Raw genomic sequence first — 19,493 nt, 5'->3', positions numbered from 1 at the left:
TATTGGCATTATCGATTCGACGACAACAATAAAAACTATGCTAAATCGCGTTGCTAAGCCATTCACTAAACTAGTAGAGCGTTATCTACCCGACCCGTTTGTATTTGTTATATTACTCACCTTGCTGAGCTTTATCGTTGCGAGCCTCTTTACGCCCTCAACGCCCACGCAAGTGCTCGCGGCTTGGGGTGGTGGATTTTGGAACCTATTACAATTTGCCATGCAAATGCTGCTAGTACTGCTAACGGGCTACATGCTAGCAAGTACCCCGGTGATGCGCAGTATACTCAACAAACTCGCGACTCTTGCCAACAGCCCTGCTAAAGCGATCATACTCGTTACGCTCGTGTCTTTATTAGCAAGTTGGCTAAATTGGGGCTTTGGTTTAGTGATTGGCGCTTTGTTCGCCAAAGCAATTGCGAAGCAAACCCGCGTTGATTACCGTTTGTTAGTGGCCAGTGCCTATTCGGGCTTTATTGTTTGGCATGGCGGCTTAGCCGGTTCAGTGCCGCTGACAATCGCAACCGATGGCCACTTTGCAGAGCAAAGTATTGGGGTAATAGGCACCGAAAACACGATTTTTTCGGCATTTAACATCGCTATTGTTGTGGGCTTGTTTATTATCATGCCGCTGGTAAATCGCTATATGTTGCCAAGCGAAAAAGACAGCGTTTATGTTGACCCCGCAAAGCTTGAAGATAAATCAAAGCAAGCAGATACACCTACCCGCCCCGCCGAAGTAATTGAACATAGCCGTTTGCTAGGTATGGGTATAGGTGCCTTTGGTCTTGCCTATTTATTTTATTACTTTGTGCTAAGCGGAGGCGGCTTAAACTTAAATAGCGTGATCGCTATTTTCTTATTTAGCGCAATTTTACTGCATCAAACACCGCATAATTTACTTAGCAGCTTACAGCAAGCAATCCCTAGTGGCGCTGGTATTGTGATTCAATTTCCCTTTTATGCCGGGATCATGGCTATTATGGTAAAAACAGGACTTGCTCAACAAATCTCTGAAGGATTTATTGCCATTGCAACAGCCGAAACGCTGCCTTTTTGGAGTTTTTTGAGTGCTGGGTTTGTAAATATATTTGTGCCATCAGGCGGCGGCCAATGGGCAGTGCAAGCGCCGATTGTCATTCCTGCAGCACAAACACTTGGCGCGGATATGCCACGGGTTGCTATGGCTGTCGCATGGGGCGATGCTTGGACTAACCTTATTCAACCGTTCTGGGCACTCCCCGTACTTGCTATTGCCGGCTTAAAAGCCAAAGACATCATGGGCTTTTGCCTTGTGCAGCTGATCATCACCGGCGTGTTTATATCGTTAATGCTGAGCTTTTATCCTTAAAACGAAATTAGGAAGTGTTAAAAACACTTCCTAATAACTGGCTGTGCATGCTAGCTTGCTAAAATCTTCATTGGTAAGCTGAGGATTGGGCTTTCTGAATCAGCAAAATGCATCATCACTGCAACGTGACCTGCAACAACCAGTGCGTACATTACCGCTGAAAAACCTTGCCCATAAGTATCGAGAGGGATGAGGTGTGAGTAGTGACGTCCGCGCCACTCAAAGATAATCTCAAGTGCCCCTACAAATAAGAAGAACACCAGTAGCATCAAGCCAAAGGTGTAACTTAACCACAAGCCAAATAACACACCTAATAAGCACACACTAAGGCCTATCCATGAACGCATCGAAAAACTAATACTTTTAAGTACATGGCCGCCATCTAAGGGCAAAATAGGTAACAAGTTAAATAGGTTTAACAGTGCACTGAGTACCGCCACCCCGGCGAATATTTCCATTTCAGTGGCGTAGTAAAGCACTACTCCCAGCACAGAGGTAATTAAGCCAAAAGCGGGCCCCATGAGTGAGATCACCACGTCTTGCCATCTGGTGGTAATCTTATCATCAGAAACAGCCAAACCACCGACAAAGGGGATAAGGTAAATACCTTTAGTTTTAATGCCAAAATATTTCATAGCGCGCACATGACCATATTCATGCACCACCAAGCAAGCAATTAGCATCAAGGCAAATTCAATGGAAAATAACCACGCATAGCCTGCCACCGAAGCACCCGCTAAAGCCGCTTTCACGACTTTTGCACTTTTGAATAATTTAAAGCCCAGTGCCAGCAAACCAATAATGCCGCGTTTTGGTTCAGCTTCTTGTAACTCAGGTAAAGCAAGTTGGCTCACCTGCTGCTGGTTAACAAAGATTGCTAAGCTTTTTTCGTGCACTTTACTAGTATCAAGGCCAATACGCTGCCCCTGAAAATCAAACTCATAAAGTTCTGACTCTGGATTATCGAAGGCAATTGCTTGTTGTTGATGAAAAAGCTGAATTAACTGTGAGCCGTTTAAATGCAAAATAAAGGTTTCGTCTGCGAGGCTCAGCTGAAGTCTGACCATAGTTCTTATAAATACGAATAAAAAGTGCGGCTATTATACTGAGGCCTTACAAAATTACGAATTTCCTTTAGGTACAAGGAGGTATATTTTTCGCCCCACAAAACAAGCAAAAAACATGACGAAATACCGTTTATCTACTACTTTTAACTATAGCGTTCTTGTTCATGGAGTGAATATGGTGAAGTCAAACAGACACATTCTCGTAGTGGATGACTCAAAAGCCATCCTGATTGTTATGCATGCCATTTTGAATGAGCTTGAGGTTCCGCACATCACAACCTGCCTAAGTGCAGAAGAAGCTTTAGAAAAAATTAAAAAAGCACCTCGATTCTTTGATGCCATTTTTACCGATCTCAATATGCCAGATATGGATGGTATGGAGCTTATTCGCCACTTAGGCGCTATGAAGTACCAAGGTGCAATTGCCATTATTTCTGAGATGGATCCTAAAGTTATAGACCTTGCCGCAGACCTTGCTCGTAAGCATAACGCTCACTTAATTGGTAACGTCACTAAACCCGTGCAACTTAATCAAGTGTATTTACTACTGCAAAAGCTTGAGCACTTTGCCATTCATGTTGAGCGCACAAAAACCCCTATTTCTGAGTCACTGCTACTACATGCCATCAGTCATAATGAGATTATTCCGTTTTATCAACCTAAGATAAATCGCCACGATAATCGGGTTGAAAGTATAGAGGTGCTTGCCCGTATCAACACAAGCCAAGAAGAGGAAATTATCTTACCGGAGCGCTTCATTTGTATCGCTGAAGACCTAGATTTAATAAACCTTATTACTTTTCAATTGTTTGAAAAAGCCACTAACGATTTTGCAGAAATCAAAGAGCAGTTTGATCCTAATTTAAAACTGGCGTTTAACTTATCCCCTTCGCAGCTCGAGGACTTAAGCTGCCCAGATAAACTGGCTTTAATACTGCATCTTAACAACCTAACACCCAGTGAAGTGATTTTAGAAATTACCGAACAGTATGCTCTTCGCAGCACTGCACAACTCGAAACACTCAACCGTTTACGAATGCGCGGTTTTGGTATTTCACTTGATGACTTTGGTACTGGCTTTACTAACGTTCAGCAGCTAAAAACGCTGCCATTTACCGAAATTAAGATCGATCGCACCCTGATCAGTAATATTGAAACCGATCAGTTTTCTCAAGTGATTGTTAGTAGCTTGGTGAATATAGCGATACAAGAAGATCTCGCTATTGTGGCCGAGGGCATTGAACGAGTTGAAGAACTTGAATACCTCGACCGCTACAAAGAGTTTATTTTAATGCAGGGCTTTTTGCTGTGCCGCCCGAAAGCCAAAGAAGACTTTTTAAATTGGTCACTTTCATGGCGGCAAATGGTAAAAACTGCAGCAGGACATCGCCGCTAAGGTTTACGCTTATCGTCACTGACGATGGTATTACTCGATGCTAAACGTTGTCGCCAACGCTGTTTGGCGACTTTTTGCATATTAGCTGATTGATCATGCTCATCAACAATTTCGAGCCCCATTAATGCTTCAATTAAATCTTCAAGAGTGACAATACCTTGTACATCACCATATTCATCCACGACTAAACAAATATGCGTGCGCTCAGATAGTAAGGTTTCGAGTAAGGTCGGCACATGCAAGGTTTCTGGTACGGTGTAAATAGGCTTAACGAGCTTGCTAATTTTATAGTCTTCACCTAAACGATGATATGCCAGCATAATGTCATTTTTATGCACAAAACCAATAATATCATCACCATTTTTGTCATAAACCAATACTCGAGAGAACGAAGAAGAACCGTGCTCCGCCAAGTATTGGTTTACGGTTAAGTCTTTATGCACTTTAAAAAGTACCGTACGTGGTGTCATTAAGGTATCGAGTTTGGCATGACGAAAGTGCAGCAGGCTACGAATGATTTCAGATTCATCTTGCCCAAGGGCTCCTGATTCAGTGCCAATATCAGCCATGGCTTCAATCTCTTGGCGAATATAATAGGCTTCATCGTAATTACGCCCCAAAAAGCGCGTTAAAATGTCTGCAAACCACACAAAGGGTTTTAGAATAAACACCAACCAAATTAGGCTCACACTAACAATGGGTGTTAATCCTCGCCAATAATTAGCTCCTAATGTTTTAGGAATAATTTCAGAAAGCACCAGTACCAATAACGTCATAATTGCAGAGGCAACGCCAACCGCAGCATCTGAAAACACCACCGCAGCTTGTGCGCCAACGCCAGCGGCACCAGCAGTGTGCGCTATGGTATTTAACGTGAGTATTGCCGCCAACGGTTGGTCTATGTTGTCTTTAAGCTTACCAACACGTTTTGCCAATTGTGGTTGCTGTTTTCTGAGCATGGCAACATAACTTGGTGTAATACTTAACAGTACTGCCTCCATCACTGAGCACAAAAACGAAACCGCAATGGCAACAAACATATAAACAAGTAACAATGTCACTGTAAGCCCTCTTAAAAAGTTAACCTGCTCACCATAGCAATTGAAAACCACAAGCTCAAACCCGACTGCAATCTAACGCAGAGCACTTTTTGGGTAATTTGCAGCGTGCTATATTGGTTTAAATTACCTTCAACAGGCGAAACTATGACACTTTCAACTACTTGGCTAAGCCAATCAGCCAAGCTAAAAACAACATTCAGTGCCTTAGCGTTATGTGCGTTAAGTAATACAGCGATGGCCGCTGCCATTAATAAATCAGCGGTGCAATTTATTGGCCCTCTTGGCGCAGATATGCAACTTAAGCCATATCAAACGGATCATCGCGATGCCATTATTGCTAACCTATTACCTAGCTTGCAAAAAAGCACCGATAGCATACGCGTTTTTGGTAATGAGCTTGACTGGCAATCATTCGACAAAGTGAGTGCGCTAACACTTGGTGGTTTACAGGCACTCAAATTTACCGCCTCAACTGAACGTTTTAGCCAAGGCTCATTAACACTTAAAGGCATTGAGAACGCACAGCTATTTATTGATGGTGAAAAGCAAACAGAAAAAAATAAAAGCTATGAGCTAGCTTTAAGCCAAGGCGATCATCAGTTTGTTATCATCACTGAGCAAGTAGCCAACTGGAATGAGGTTGAACTTGATTTTACGGCTAAGTCAGAACTAGATACTGTGCAATTTAGCGCTAAACAACAACACGGTTTGTCTGCTAAGCAATTATTTGATGCGCCAACAGTCAGTTATATTTCAATGGCACCAAATGGTGATTACTTCATTACTAGCCAACGTCATTACGAAGATACAACCGCTAATCAAGCACAATATGTTACTGAACTTAAAGACGAAAAAAACAATACACTTTATCGCTTTGAGTCAGCCCAACCAAGTAACATTACTTGGAGCCCAGATAGCAAAAGTTTAGTGTATTTATTAAATGGCGAGCTTAAGCGTTTAAACCTAAAAACCATGCAACTTAGCGTCATTGCTAAAAATCTAGCTGGTGCAAATGGCTTTCAGTTTTTTGATAACAACAGCTTAATTTTTAGTTGGTCAAAGTCTCCAACAGACAATGGCAAGCTCACTAAGCATTACCAAGGCCTGCAAGACCGTTGGTCTTATGCTCGTACTACATCGCAAGTATATTTACTCGATATACCAACAGGTCTTAGCAAAATCTTAAGCCAAGGCCCACTTAGCCATTCACTTGAAGATTTTGACGCTAAAAGCGGTCGCGTCTTAATGAGCCGCTCAGCACAAGCAATGCAGCTATCACCACAGCCAGCAACAGAACTTGTTGAGTTAAACCTAGCTACATCGGCTCTTACGGTACTTGGTCAATACAATACATTTAATCAGGCTAAATATACTGACGACGGAATTTATGTCACTGCCGGACCAGATTTTAATAATGGCTTAGGTCGTAACCTTCCTGAAGGGATGCTTGCTAATAACTATGACGGTCAACTTTATTTACTCAGCCGTGACGGTAAAAAAGCAACCGCTTTAAGTAAAGAGTTTAACCCGGCTATCGGCCAGTTAAATGTGCTTAAAAACGGTGATGCGCTTATTAAAGTTACCGAGCAAGATACCGTACAACTTTATCAATTCGACTTAAGCAAAAAGCGTTTTAATAAAGTGAATACGGGTTTTGATGTTGTTGAGCAAGTTAGCTACTCACACGAACGCACCCCGCGCATTTTGGTTACCGGCACCACAGCGTCAACACCTCAGCAGTTAAAACAACTAAGCTTAGGTAAGAGCCGCGCTAAAGTAATGTGGGACTCTAAGCCAATTGGCTATGAAAATACGCAAGTAGCCTCATTGGAAGAGTTTAACTTTACTAATAAAGATGGCATTGAAATTAAGGGTCGCGTTTATTTACCCCATGATTTAGATAGCAATAAACAATATCCTGCGCTGGTTTATTATTATGGTGGCACTTCGCCAGTAACTCGTGGTTTTACCGGTCGCTACCCATTTAACCTATGGGCTGAGCATGGCTATGTTGTTTACGTTTTACAACCTACTGGCGCAACCGGCTTTGGCCAAGAGTTCTCAGCTAAACACGTCAACGCGTGGGGTGAATACACCGCCAACGATATCATCGACGGCACAAAAGCCTTTTTAGATAAATATAGCTTTGTAGATAGTAAACGTGTGGGTAATTTAGGAGCCTCTTACGGTGGCTTTATGACCATGCTACTCGCAACTAAAACAGATATGTTCAGTGCATCAATTGCCCATGCAGGGATTTCAAATATCACCTCGTATTGGGGTCAAGGTTGGTGGGGTTACTTATACTCAGCAGAGGCATCTAAAAATAGCTACCCGTGGAACAATCCTACACTTTATAGCCAACACAGCCCGGTGTTTCATGCTGACAAAGTAACAACGCCGTTATTACTCCTTCATGGTGATTCAGATACCAACGTACCTGTTGGTGAAAGCCACAATATGTACACGGCATTAAAGTTATTAGGTAAAGATGTTGACCTGATTGAGTACAAAGGTGCAGATCACCAAATTTTTGCTCGAGATAAACGCTTCGACTGGTGGAATACCATGTTGGCTTATTTCGATAAAAACTTAAAAGATCAGCCACAATGGTGGCAATATCTTTATCCTGAAAAGTAGTTTAATCACTTGGCTGAGTACTGTGCGAGTGCTCAGCTTTCACCCTTTTCAACTATAGCTAAGCCATTAAATTGTAAGAAATAGTTACAAACCTCGCCAATACACTTCTCAGCCTTTGCCATACAGTGCTAACATAACAACAAATCAAGTGTGAAATTAAAGCGAATGACTATTCAAGTTTTATTGGTTGAAGACGACGAACTACTCGTTAAACGCATTCTTAATCATTTCAAAGAAACTGAGTTTAATATTGAGGTAGATTCAACGGGGGCCGATGCATTAAGCATTGTGCAATCGCGTGCTTCAACTAAAGAAGCAGTTTCTCTAGCCGTTATCGACATTGTGTTACCAAAACGCGATGGGCTTTTGCTTGCCAAAGAACTTAATGCACTGACTGATATTGGCGTTATTGTGCTGTCTAGTCGTGACTCGCAAGCTGACCGTATTGCAGGTCTTGCACAAGGTGCCGATGACTATATTTGCAAGCCGGTTGACTTACTTGAACTTGAACTAAGAATGCGCGCTCTTTTTAAGCGCATAAAAGGCTCTCAGCAAGATGATGAGAGTGAAGAGTTTATTGAATATGCCGACTTTAAACTGCACCCAGATAACCGCACATTAGTGACCCCTAATGGTGAAGAGTCTCGTCTTACCGAAGCAGAGCACAAGGTACTTATTTGCCTTATTGCAAATGCAGGTAAAGCGACATCGCGTGAAAAAATTTCCGAAGAAATTGGTCAACCTGACTGGAGCCCAAGCGATCGTACCGTTGATGTACTTATTGGCCGCTTACGTAAAAAATTAAGCGATGAAAAAGACCAAAAACGTATCGTTACCGTTCGCGGCAAAGGTTACATGCTGTCTATTTAGCAAGTTATCTAATACTGCGTTAATTGACTAATTAACCGCTCAAAGGCGCGATAATTCAGCGCCTCTTTTAATTCATTTAAGGTAATTGCGGGCTGTACTTTCAAGTCGCTAATGGTACGCGCAACTTTAATAACACGATGATATGAGCGTGGTGATAAAGCCAGTTTTTCGCTGGCTTTTGCTAAAAACTGCAGCTCAGCAGCTGCCAACTCACAATGAATGCTCATTTCTTTATTATTCAAGCGCGCATTCACTTTGCCTTGCCGGTTAAGTTGAATTGCATAAGCTCTTTCAACTCTGGCTCTTACTTGTTCACTGCTTTCTTCTACTTGCGTGCTCTGTAATTGGCTACTGGTGAGTCTAGGCAGCTCAATTTGTAAATCAATCCTATCGATAAATGGTCCAGATACTCGAGATAAATAGCGCAATACTTGATCAGGCGTTGCACGCTTATCAGTATGACTTCCTGTAGGGCTTGGATTTAATGCGGCGATCAGCTGGAATTGCGATGGAAATTCCATTTGTCGAGCCGCTCGCGATATAGTCACCACACCCGTTTCCATTGGTTCACGCAGTGAATCGAGCACTTTTCTTTCAAACTCGGGCAGCTCGTCTAAAAACAATACGCCATTATGAGCAAGAGAGATTTCTCCCGGCTTAGGGTTCGAAGAGCCACCGACAAGGGCAACAGCAGAGCAAGTATGATGTGGATTTCTGAAGGGTCGTTCACGCCAATTCGATAAATCAACCGATTGACCAATTATCGAATATAACGCGGCAGTGCTAATTGCTTCATCATCCGACATGGTTGGCATAATCGTAGGCATACGCTGGGCAAGCATTGACTTGCCTGTACCTGGAGGGCCAAGAAACAGTAAATTATGGCCACCAGCGGCTGCTATTTCGAGTACCCTTTTCGCGCCAGGTTGGCCTTTCACATCACTTAAATCGAGTAGCGTGTCACGCTGCGACTGCTGCTCTGGATAACAAATATTAAGTGGCAGGGGTTGCTGATTTAATAAGTCATTCCAAACATCTTGTAAGGAGTAAACAGCTTTTCGAGCGACGCCCGAAACAAGGCTTGCGAGATTATCGTTTTCAGCGGGTAAGAAACAACAGCGACCCTGCTCTTTCGCTCCTAACACCGAAGGTAAAATAGCATTAACCCCTCTTACCTCACCATTTAAAGCCAACTCTCCGTAAAACTCATAACGATGAATATCAGGGCAGTTTATTTGCCCAGAGGCGACTAAAATCCCCACAGCAATAGCCAGATCAAAACGGCCACCTTCTTTAGGTAAATCAGCAGGCGCAAGGTTGACGGTTATTCGTTGATCTGGAAAACCAAACTGAGAGTTTTCGAGTGCGCTACGCACTCTATCTTTTGATTCTTTGACTGACGCTTTAGGCAAGCCAACGATATGAAAAGCTGGCAAGCCATTTCCTAAGTGTACTTCTACTATCACTTCAGGAGCTTGCACACCCACTTGTGCACGTGAAAATATTCTAGCTAAAGACACGATCCATGATGTCCCTATCATTCATCCTTAAATTAAGTTTAGTCGGGATATTTAAAAACGTGTAATGTCAGTTTCCATTTCATTGCAGCTAAACGCAGTGATAAGGTCATTAGCATGGCTAATATCATAGCTACTTCGGTCACTAAACCCAGCGAAATACTTAATGTATAAACAATGCCACCAGCGATACAAGCAATTGCATAGAGCTCGCCCTTTAATAGCATCGGCATATTTCCAGCGAGCACATCACGGATAACGCCACCAAAGCAGCCTGTGATCACCCCCATAATAATTGCGGTGGTATCAGGCATCCCTGCGAGCATGGCTTTTTGTGCCCCCATCACAGCAAAAAATGCTAAACCAAAAGCATCTGCCACTTGTAGTGCATTGAGTGAAATCGATCGCTGTTTATTGATTAAACGGGTGGTAACAAATACAGAAAGTAATATAGCCCAGAAATAGCTTTGATCATGTAGCCAGAATACAGGAACATCTAAAATAACGTCGCGCACAGTCCCACCGCCAATAGCAGTGACTGTGGCTAACACAACAACCCCAAAGCCATCCATTTTTTTGTTGTACGCCAGTAGCGTTCCAGAAACTGCAAACACGGCTACGCCGAATAAATCAAACCAATGGTAAAGTTCAGTCATGTTTGTAACTAAAAAGTAATGTTAGTGCCGTTGTAACATAAACTTTTCAATCTTTTAAGCGAAGTTTCGATTACTCGCCTTTTTCGACCAGCTCAATAAATTTTAAACTCTGCATCATAACGCTGTCTGCAAGTGTGGAGTCTGAAAAGTAAGATTCCTTCTCAGTGGCTTTACTTGGCGCAGCTAATAAGATGTTGTAATCATCTTCTAACTCAACCCATAAGCTTCGTTCTTGAGCATTTAATTGCGCATGTTTCTTACGAACATTGTCGGCTTCATAAAATGCCTCTTGTGCTTTTAAGAATGCATCTTGTGATTCTTCGCTCATATCTTCACTTGAAAACAAGCTATTACTTAAATCACTAATGTCTTCTTGCATTGCATCCATCGTTTGGCACCCACTAAGGGTAAGAAGTAATACTGAGAAATATAACGCTTTCATAAACTAACTCCTCAAAAAAGCCCAGTAGCATTGCTGCTACTGGGCTCAGAAAATTACTGCTTAATTAAACTGCCCGATACAAAAGTGTGTAACTCGGGATCATCATTATCATCGTAGGTTTCAGGTACTTCGAAACCTAGCGTTGCTACACTAAAACCACCTTCAATGGTTATTACGGGTGTCATAGTCACACCATAGCCATAATTTTGCGTAGCTGTTGGTTCGCTATACATCATCAACGATCCAAGATCTAATGCCCACTCTGCTGAGCGTACTTCACCATCTAACTCAAATGTTGCAGTACCATCATTACTTATAACGACATTAGAGGTTTCTAAACCACTGCCATCATCAGCCATAAAGGTAAATACATGTGAGCCAATAAGATCTGCTTCAGTGAAAGCTGCTTGATCAATAACTCGTGTAACGCGTTCGAAGAGGCCAAAATCATCGCCGTCTTTGAACTGTATAAAGTTACCTTGTGGCTTCACAATAAAGTAAGGGTCAGCAAATTCAATTGGGTCACCATAGGTTTTTACATAGAAATCAACCACTACCTTTTGAGTTTCTGCATCATAGGTGTAGTAACCACCTGATATACCTAACTCATCAAACTCAGTATCATGAGCAAGCTCTAAGAAAGTGCCATCCTCTTTAAATACAGCAATGAAGAAATCTCCATCGTAAGAGCCATATGTATAACCCCCTATTAGCGGGTTTGATTCACTGTAGATTCTACTTAGCGTAATAATACCCTCACCTTCGATATCGAATGTCAGCGTATCTCCATCAACACTGGCAACAATACTGCCAGCATCATCTATACCGAAACTACCATTGGTATCTTCCGTAATAGTGACATCAAAAGCGCCTGTTGTTTCATCCCAAGTAAAGTCACCAATTTCAAAACCAGGGAATGCGGTATCATCATCAGGGTCGTCCATTCCTTGAATTTGTAACCATTTTCCATCACGAATAATTACCGCGACATCAGGCTCATCAGCAAGCTGCCAAGCCCCATCTAATGGATGATCCGTTGCTGGACGCTCTACAACAACTTGCTCTTCAGCCATTGCCTTATCAAAGTACCACGCTTGTTTAGCATCTTCAGTACAACTACCTGCTTGCTCATACACGCAAATAGTTAAGAAGTTTCGATCAAAGTCACTCACTTCAGCCTTCATGCTATCAAATAGTAATTTCCCTGACGCTAAACTGTAGTCGTATTGATTGACCACTCCAAGGTAAGTGAAGGTGATTTGATGGCTATACTCAGCCGTCATCTCATCATAAATAGTCGCTATTTTAATGGTTTCTACACCTAACTCTCTTGGTGAATAAAGTTCAATGTAGTTAGTTGTAATTGGGTAGCCATTATTATCAAAACTTGCGTTTTCTTCTAACCAATAAGGTGCGAATTTAGTTACCCCATACTCATCTGACACAGAGAAGTTACGTAGATGAGATGAATAATCTTCGACACGCTCCGAACCATCATAGTTAAAAAAGCGATATTTACGATAGGTAAAGTTTTGACCATTGTTAGTGGCTAATAATCGCTGCGAGAACTCACTGTATACTTGGCAAACTTCCCCTTCAGGACAAATTGGCTGAACACCATTGCTCGTAAAATAGTTATATCTTAAGAACACTCCCTCACTGTTTACTTGCCAAGAACGGAAGTTTTGATTCAAGTTAAAGTTCATTAAACCATCATCATACACATCATAGTGGAGGTCTGTTTGAGGTGAGTTATAGCCTTGGTAAACAGTCCATTTACCCAATAGGTCTGGCTTAGTAAATGAAAGCTGATTATCTCTCACCATTAAACCAGTTACCGTACGTGAGCTATCGTCCGCTTTAGCTTCGAGTGATGCCGCAAATTGATACCCCACTTGTACATTTTTAACGAGCCAAATAGCGATGTCATAACTAATAGTTTCTGCACTATTGCTTATAAGCAGTCGATTCCCATCAACTTGCCAAGTCACACTAACAGGCGCGTTATCGTTATCAATGAGCGTTCCTGTTCCACCAGAAAGCAACTCAACACTTACTGCACTACTATATCCACCAAACTCGCTTAGGTTATCAATAACCCAATTACCAATAAGTTCATCAGCTGTCACAGCAAGTGTTTGCTGTTGTTCAATAAGGGTGGCGTTATAGTTCGATTCTGTAGTTCTATATACAACATCTGAACTGGTTATGCGTGTTTCGCTTTTACGGAAAAACTCAACCGTTCTGTTTGCATCGTTTTCAAGAAGAATAGTTAGGTCTAACTCAACTAAGTACTCACAAACATCTAGCTGTTCATCGTTTCCATCAGTAACCACAAAGCAACTCATTAATGCTGGCTCAGCCAAAGTAATTGTGATGTCTTGCTCTTGTTGCGACCAACTAAAGTCAGTATCAACATCCAGTAAACTGACATACCCGGTACCATCATTATTAAACTCAAACTGCCCAACTGAAGTTCGATAATATTGCGGCTGCATTAATAAATAGTTGCCGGTCAGATTATTGATTGTTTGATCAACTAGTTCATCATCATCTTTAATCTCTTCTTTTGTAGAGTCGATTAATCCTGGGTCTTGGCTTTCAACTGTATTTATAAAGTCATCAATTTGTTCAGCGCTAGATATTAAATCAAGGGTCGAATCGACACCCTCAGGTAGTTCGTAGTCATCATTATCTACAATGATCTTGATTAACGCTGCAAGTAGCAGTTTTTCGTCAGCATCAACAGCGAGTAAAGCTTCATCTAATGCTTGTTCAGAATCGATGTTTGTACCGTCGCGGCTTAAAAGCGCAAACTCTGCAGTACTGACATTAGTAATGTTTACGCCAAAGTTTTCATCTTTGCTTAATGTACCATCGGCTCCTGCTTGTGAAACAAGCGTTGCGATAGACTTCAGTTGGGATACAAATTCAACGCCCGGATCAATGGAGTTATTACCCAACGCCACCAGCTTAACCAGTTCATCAGCATCTGAGTCATCAACCTCAATGTTTACGCTATAGCGGCCTTGTGCATCAGCGGTAATCTCAAATTGTTCATCACCAATCTGCACCACAATACTTGAGTTGATAATCGGCTCATCGGTTACAATACCGGTGATCGTTACGCTGAGAACTTTACGTTTAAGCTCAATAGTTACTGTTGCTGTGGCGGTTGCACCATCATCATCGGTGACTGTCAGTGAAACAACGACATCTGCATCATCTTCGATCTCAGGCGCGGTGATCGTAAGTGTACTTGTATCGCTGCCGGTAAGTGTTAGATCTGGACCTGATGTTTGCTGCCATGCGTAACTTGCAATTGTGCCATCACTGTCTGTTGCCGTCGCTTGTAGGACTAAATCGCCACCTTCTGTTACGCTGCTATCACTACTAATAGATACCGTGGGATTTTTGTTTGTAACGACAGGAGGGGTATCATCATCGTCATCACCACCTCCACCGCCTCCACCACAAGCGGTTAAAGCGACCAAACTTGTCGCTAGTAATAATTGCTTTAGATACTTTATGGAATGAAAATTAGGGGGGCTCATCATGCTAATCCTTACATTGTGTGTTGTATTCCCTTAAAAAGAGGCAACTGCATGCACAGTTGCCATAACTCAAGGGAAGCAAAACCTATTTTGAACATGAATAAAGGCGGGATCTCAGTTTCGTCCTTAACCATAATCTGAATTCAGTCATGTTTGCCCGTCAAATATGAACACCCGAGATCCCATCAAAGCGGTTCATTTTACGTTAAGGTTCAAGGGTAGATTAGTTATAAGAAATAAGTATGCTGAATGCCGACAAAAATGTACTCAAATGCGACATTTCCTATATAAACAGCATGTTATATGTAATGACATTGGTACTCTTTCGCTGTCATGCCATATTTTGCTTTAAAAAATTTAGAAAAATACGAGCGTGACGAAAAGCCCACATCATCTATTACTAAGCTTATTTGTCGCCCTTGTCTTAGTAATTCAGCTGCTTTACTCAGTCGATAATTACGCAAATATTCACTAGGAGTAATGTTTAATAGAACTTTTAACTTACGTTGTAATTGACGCTCACTAAGCGCTAATTCTTTCGCACAATTCACCATAGAGAAACCTTGTTGCTGGTAATGCTCAGCAACATACAACTCAAGCTTTTCAAGCAGCTGTTTGTCACGAGGATCAACCACAACCGGTTGCTTTGTCTCAATATGATCAGGTGCATCCATAGTTTGCTGTTGAGAATATAAATTGACCCAATGTATCCAATTCTCAACCTTTAAAAAGAGCTCTTCTCTATCAAATGGTTTAGTGATCACATCTAGCGCATGCTGTTGCAAACTACTTACTCGGGTTTCATAGTCTCCCTTGGCGGTCAAAATAATCACCGGAATATGACAAGTAACGGGCGAATTATGTAATGAATCTAAAACAGTAAAGCCATCGACTTTTGGCATCATTAAATCAGTAATAATTAAATCTGGTACTTGGCTCAGCGCTATTTGCAAACCGATCTGACCATCTTCAGCTAATAATACTTGATAGCGGTGCTGTAACTCTGTTTTTAGGTAATGACGTAGCTCGTCATTATCTTCAATAATTAATACACTCGCTTTGTCATGACTCACTTTTGATTTTAGGCTTGTACTATCAACAGGAACTTGCTCTGCAAATTGTGCTGTTTTAAATGCGAGTTTAAAGTTGGTTCCTTCTCCTAAACGACTTGCCAACACAATATTGCCTTTGTATTTATCGACCAGACGTTTAACGATAGCTAAACCTACGCCACTGCCTTCAACATTTGCATGACTACTTACTCTGTAGAAAGTATCAAACACCTTGTCTTTTTCAGCGTCTGCGATGCCTTTACCTGTGTCTGTTACTTCTATGTAGGCAAGCTCACCTGATGCGCTTACGATTAAGCTGACTTGGCCTTGCTGAGTATATTTAAAAGCATTGCTTAATAGATTAGTAAGAATCGTGATCACCCCTTCTCGGGTGCTTTCAATAAAGACAGCCTCTTCAATATCAACCTTAAAGTCGATAGGCTTTTCACCTAACACAGCAAACTGCCCCGCGACCTCTCTGGCTATTGCCGATAATGATACAACTTTAATAATCTCTTCATGGCGCTCATCATAGCGTGTCAAGGTTAGTAGCTTATCGACCAAGTTTTCTAAACGCCTACTATTACGCAATACCAAATTCAGTTGCTCACGCTTTTCAGTATTTCGCTCATCTGCTATGAGCTTTTGCAACGGCGCAATTAACAAACTCAAAGGAGTACGTAATTCATGGGATGCATGTGTGAAAAAACGCACTTTATTTTCGAGTGAGTCACTCAGAGCATCAGCTTGCTGTTCGATTAGCATTTTTTGCTCTGCGATTTCGTCAGTGCGTTCGCTAACAATTTGCTCTAGATAATATTTTTGTTTGCGTATACGGCGAGTCCAAAGCACTGTGAATAACCACACCATCGCCAAAATCAGCATAGCTGCTAGCAAATAAAACTCACTTGTTTGCCACCAAGGCGCAAGAACCGTTATGTTTAATAGTAATGGGGTGAGCGCATTCGCCCCACTTTCACTACTAGCATTAACTTTCAACTGATATTTACCAGCAGGAAGATTAGTGTAGTCAACAGATAAAAACGACCCTGTAGCTTTTCGCCATTGCTGTTCAAAGCCAGCTAACTGATAGGAGTACTGGTTAGTCTGTGGCTCAGAGTAGTGTAGGTAACTAACCTGAAAATGAACCCGTTTAATTCCCGCAGGAATAGTCACTGAACGGCTTTTTTCTATTTGGTATAAACTGCCTAAACGGCTGACTCCCTGATTTACCACATCCTCATCATCAAACTGCAAACTAGTGAGTGCTAATTGCCCGCCAATAGTATTAACTTCAAGATCAGCAGGATTAATGACACTAACCCCTTGAGTGCCACCAAACATCAAGCGGCCATCACGGGTTTTTAAATAAGCACCGGCATTAAATTCATTACCTTGTAAGCCATGTCGAGCTTTATAATTTTTTATGCTCATGGTTACAGGGTCTATTTTAGCGAGGCCATTGTTGGTACTTAGCCAGACCCTATCTTCATTGTCTTTTAGCAACGCATAAACGACTTGATTAGGAAGGCCTTGAGCGACATTAAGCTGATGAACTTGCTGGTTGCTCATATCAATAATATTTAAGCCGTTCGATGTTGCGAGCCACATTTGCTGATCAATTTTTAAAAACGCTCGCACTGTATTATCAGATAAAGCCAAGTCGCCTTTTCGATAATTAGTGAGGGTATCGGTTGCTGCGTTGTAGTGATAAGCCCCATCACCATCAGTGCCTATCCACAGTTCTGCTTGCGAGGTTTTGTGTAAACTCGTCACCCGCGCCGTTGGAATTACAAGTTGTGTATTCGCTACAGGCTGTGCAAAACTAATAAATTTGCCGCGCTGCCTATCAAAGCAAAACAACCCCCCTCCATTAGTGCCGACCCAAACATTATTTTTCTCATCGACTAAAAGGGCATATATACTGTTTTCAGTTAAGCCATGCTCGCCTTCATCTGCTCGAAAGTGACTGATGCTGCCATCGGTATGCAAAACATCAATCCCTTGCTGCCAGCTACCAATCCATATATCGCCATTACGATCTTCGGCGATGGCTTTAATTGCATTGCTACTGATTGAATACGGTGAACTTTCCGTGGTTATGCGTTCTAAACGATTTAATTGCTGATCAAGAATATCGATACCGCCACCCCAGCTGCCATACCAAATACGTTGCTTTGAGTCTTCAAATAACGCCCACGCATCATTACTTGAAAGTGGCGTTGGCTTTTTTAACTTACTAAATTGCAATGATGCTGGGTCGAGCTTACTGATCCCATGTGCAGTACCAAACCACATAATGTCGCTACTGTCTCGGTAGATACTATATACCCGGTCATGAGCAAGACTATATTTATCAAACGGGTCATGCGCTAAAACGGTGAAGCTTGCATCAATAGGGTCGTAAACATTAATTCCGCCGCCTCGCGTTGCTAGCCAAACTCGGCCTTGGCTATCAAACTCAATATCACGAATTTCATTACTACTAAGCCCAGAATTATCATCATTAGAAGTCAACCACTGCGTCATTGTTTGGGTGCTTAACGCAATTTTATATAAGCCGCCGCCCTGGCTTGCCAACCAAATACTGCCATCAGCAGACTGTTTGATAGCAAAGATACTAGCATGAATATCTACAGGCTCAGCAAAGCCAGAAAAAACCGAATTGATTTGTTGATTATTAATAAGATCATAATGAAGTAACCCAGCTCCATGCGTTCCTATCCAAAGGATGTCAGCGATTTTTGATAGCGCATAAATAGGTTTTTTTAACCCTGTTATTAACGTTTCAAGCTGCTCTGCTCGCTTATCGTAACGAAACAGGCTGCCGTCGTAAGTGCCAATATAAACTTGCTGCTGCGCTACTAATAAGCTGGTTATTCGGCGCTCTTTTAAAAGCGGCTCAGAAAATTGATAATTATGTAATGCGAGTTGGTTTACACCACTATTTCGAGTGCCTATAAACAGCGTTGACTCGTTGTCTATTGCCAATGGGTAAATATAGTTATTCGCTAGACTATTCGTCTCATCAGAGGCAGTGAATACAGTAAACTCATTACCATCAAAACGGTTTAAACCTGCCTGTGTTGAAATCCAGATAAAACCTTGCTGGTCTTGTACAATATCAAACACAACACTTTGCGATAGACCATCATCAATATCGTAGTTTTGAAATGCACACAAAGCTGAAGGTAAGAACAGAAGTGCTAACAGCGCTATTAAAAAACGGATCATCCCTAAATCTACACATTTATTATTAGTTATTAATCAAGCGTAGTTCAGTTCAGCTAACATTCATAATCATTTCCCAATTTAGGGATGAATAACTTGGATAGATATCAAGGAGTTGGATTTAGGTGCGAGTTAGCGAGTTAGCGAGTTAGCGATGGTAAAGTTTAAACGTTCTAAGTCAAGCCTATCGCTCTGATCAACTGACGTCTGACGGCTGAAAGCTGATAGCTCTGTTTATGTTGGGTTTCGCTACGCTCAAACCAACCTACCCAAAGAATGAACTGGGTGAACCCGAGTGAAAACACTGCACTAAACAACACTCTCATTCTACTTAAAACTTATAGCTTAAAGCTTAAAGCTTCCAGCTTTTTCAGGCATAAAAAAACACGCTTTCGCGTGCCTGCTTGTCAAACTCATTTAATTTTAATCTTTAATTTCAGTTGGTTGCGGGAGCCGGATTTGAACCGACGACCTTCGGGTTATGAGCCCGACGAGCTACCAGGCTGCTCCATCCCGCGCCTGAAATTATTAAGTTTATTTTACTTCTCACTTAATTTAAGAAGTCAGCCAATTCAAAGAATTGGTTGCGGGAGCCGGATTTGAACCGACGACCTTCGGGTTATGAGCCCGACGAGCTACCAGGCTGCTCCATCCCG

General features: G+C 41.9%; 11 protein-coding genes and 1 tRNA gene. 4 read left to right on the top strand and 8 right to left on the bottom strand.

Annotated elements, in window-relative coordinates; translation table 11 throughout:
- The first annotated feature begins 37 nt into the window (after nucleotides 1-37).
- Nucleotides 38-1,351 (top strand): short-chain fatty acid transporter, encoded by a 1,314-nt coding sequence (locus HUS61_RS18855; RefSeq protein ID WP_175083391.1) that lies wholly within the window; start codon nucleotides 38-40, stop codon nucleotides 1,349-1,351.
- Nucleotides 1,352-1,401: 50 nt separating this feature from the next.
- Here HUS61_RS18855 and HUS61_RS18850 read toward each other — a convergent pair whose 3' ends face one another.
- Nucleotides 1,402-2,418: a metalloprotease gene (locus HUS61_RS18850; RefSeq protein ID WP_058583707.1), complete on the bottom strand. Its 1,017-nt coding sequence runs from the start codon at nucleotides 2,416-2,418 to the stop codon at nucleotides 1,402-1,404.
- 175 nt (nucleotides 2,419-2,593) lie between these two features.
- Between HUS61_RS18850 and HUS61_RS18845 the strand changes: the two genes are divergently transcribed.
- Nucleotides 2,594-3,814, top strand: a complete 1,221-nt coding sequence (locus tag HUS61_RS18845) for an EAL domain-containing protein (RefSeq protein WP_062564686.1) — start codon at nucleotides 2,594-2,596, stop codon at nucleotides 3,812-3,814.
- On the opposite strand, the gene HUS61_RS18840 is transcribed toward HUS61_RS18845, so the two are convergent.
- Nucleotides 3,811-4,875, bottom strand: a complete 1,065-nt coding sequence (locus tag HUS61_RS18840; protein WP_054563948.1) for a hemolysin family protein — start codon at nucleotides 4,873-4,875, stop codon at nucleotides 3,811-3,813. The genes HUS61_RS18845 and HUS61_RS18840 overlap by 4 nt on opposite strands.
- 144 nt (nucleotides 4,876-5,019) lie before the next feature.
- Between HUS61_RS18840 and HUS61_RS18835 the strand changes: the two genes are divergently transcribed.
- Together HUS61_RS18835 and HUS61_RS18830 are read left to right on the top strand one after the other, a co-directional pair.
- Nucleotides 5,020-7,515 carry a S9 family peptidase gene (locus tag HUS61_RS18835; protein WP_175083390.1) on the top strand — a complete coding sequence of 832 codons (2,496 nt, stop codon included), beginning with the start codon at nucleotides 5,020-5,022 and terminating at the stop codon, nucleotides 7,513-7,515.
- A gap of 165 nt (nucleotides 7,516-7,680) precedes the next feature.
- Nucleotides 7,681-8,385 carry a response regulator transcription factor gene (locus tag HUS61_RS18830; RefSeq protein WP_062564684.1) on the top strand — a complete coding sequence of 235 codons (705 nt, stop codon included), beginning with the start codon at nucleotides 7,681-7,683 and terminating at the stop codon, nucleotides 8,383-8,385.
- 8 nt (nucleotides 8,386-8,393) lie between these two features.
- On the opposite strand, the gene HUS61_RS18825 is transcribed toward HUS61_RS18830, so the two are convergent.
- The 6 genes from HUS61_RS18825 to HUS61_RS18800 all read right to left on the bottom strand — a co-directional run bounded on the left by HUS61_RS18825 (nucleotide 8,394) and on the right by HUS61_RS18800 (nucleotide 19,355).
- Nucleotides 8,394-9,905, bottom strand: coding sequence for a YifB family Mg chelatase-like AAA ATPase (locus HUS61_RS18825; protein ID WP_175083389.1), 1,512 nt, complete (start codon nucleotides 9,903-9,905; stop codon nucleotides 8,394-8,396).
- A 38-nt stretch (nucleotides 9,906-9,943) separates the two neighbouring features.
- The gene (locus HUS61_RS18820) at nucleotides 9,944-10,558 is read right to left on the bottom strand and encodes a trimeric intracellular cation channel family protein (RefSeq protein WP_175083388.1); all 615 of its coding nucleotides are present in this window, start codon (nucleotides 10,556-10,558) and stop codon (nucleotides 9,944-9,946) included.
- Between the two features lie 70 nt (nucleotides 10,559-10,628).
- On the bottom strand, nucleotides 10,629-11,000 hold the full coding sequence (locus tag HUS61_RS18815) for a hypothetical protein (RefSeq protein WP_062564682.1): 372 nt from the start codon (nucleotides 10,998-11,000) through the stop codon (nucleotides 10,629-10,631).
- A gap of 53 nt (nucleotides 11,001-11,053) precedes the next feature.
- Entirely contained in the window at nucleotides 11,054-14,557 is a 3,504-nt protein-coding gene (locus HUS61_RS18810) for a PKD domain-containing protein (RefSeq protein ID WP_175083387.1), read from the bottom strand.
- A 296-nt stretch (nucleotides 14,558-14,853) separates the two neighbouring features.
- Nucleotides 14,854-18,840: a two-component regulator propeller domain-containing protein gene (locus tag HUS61_RS18805; protein ID WP_175083386.1), complete on the bottom strand. Its 3,987-nt coding sequence runs from the start codon at nucleotides 18,838-18,840 to the stop codon at nucleotides 14,854-14,856.
- A 438-nt stretch (nucleotides 18,841-19,278) separates the two neighbouring features.
- A tRNA-Met gene (locus tag HUS61_RS18800) sits at nucleotides 19,279-19,355 on the bottom strand.
- Nucleotides 19,356-19,493 lie beyond the last annotated feature (138 nt).

This window comes from Pseudoalteromonas sp. 0802 (assembly GCF_013350085.1).
In the GTDB taxonomy this organism is placed as follows: Bacteria; Pseudomonadota; Gammaproteobacteria; order Enterobacterales; family Alteromonadaceae; genus Pseudoalteromonas.
Note: the sequence above shows the minus strand (reverse complement) of the source record. Positions and strands in the feature narration are given on the sequence as shown.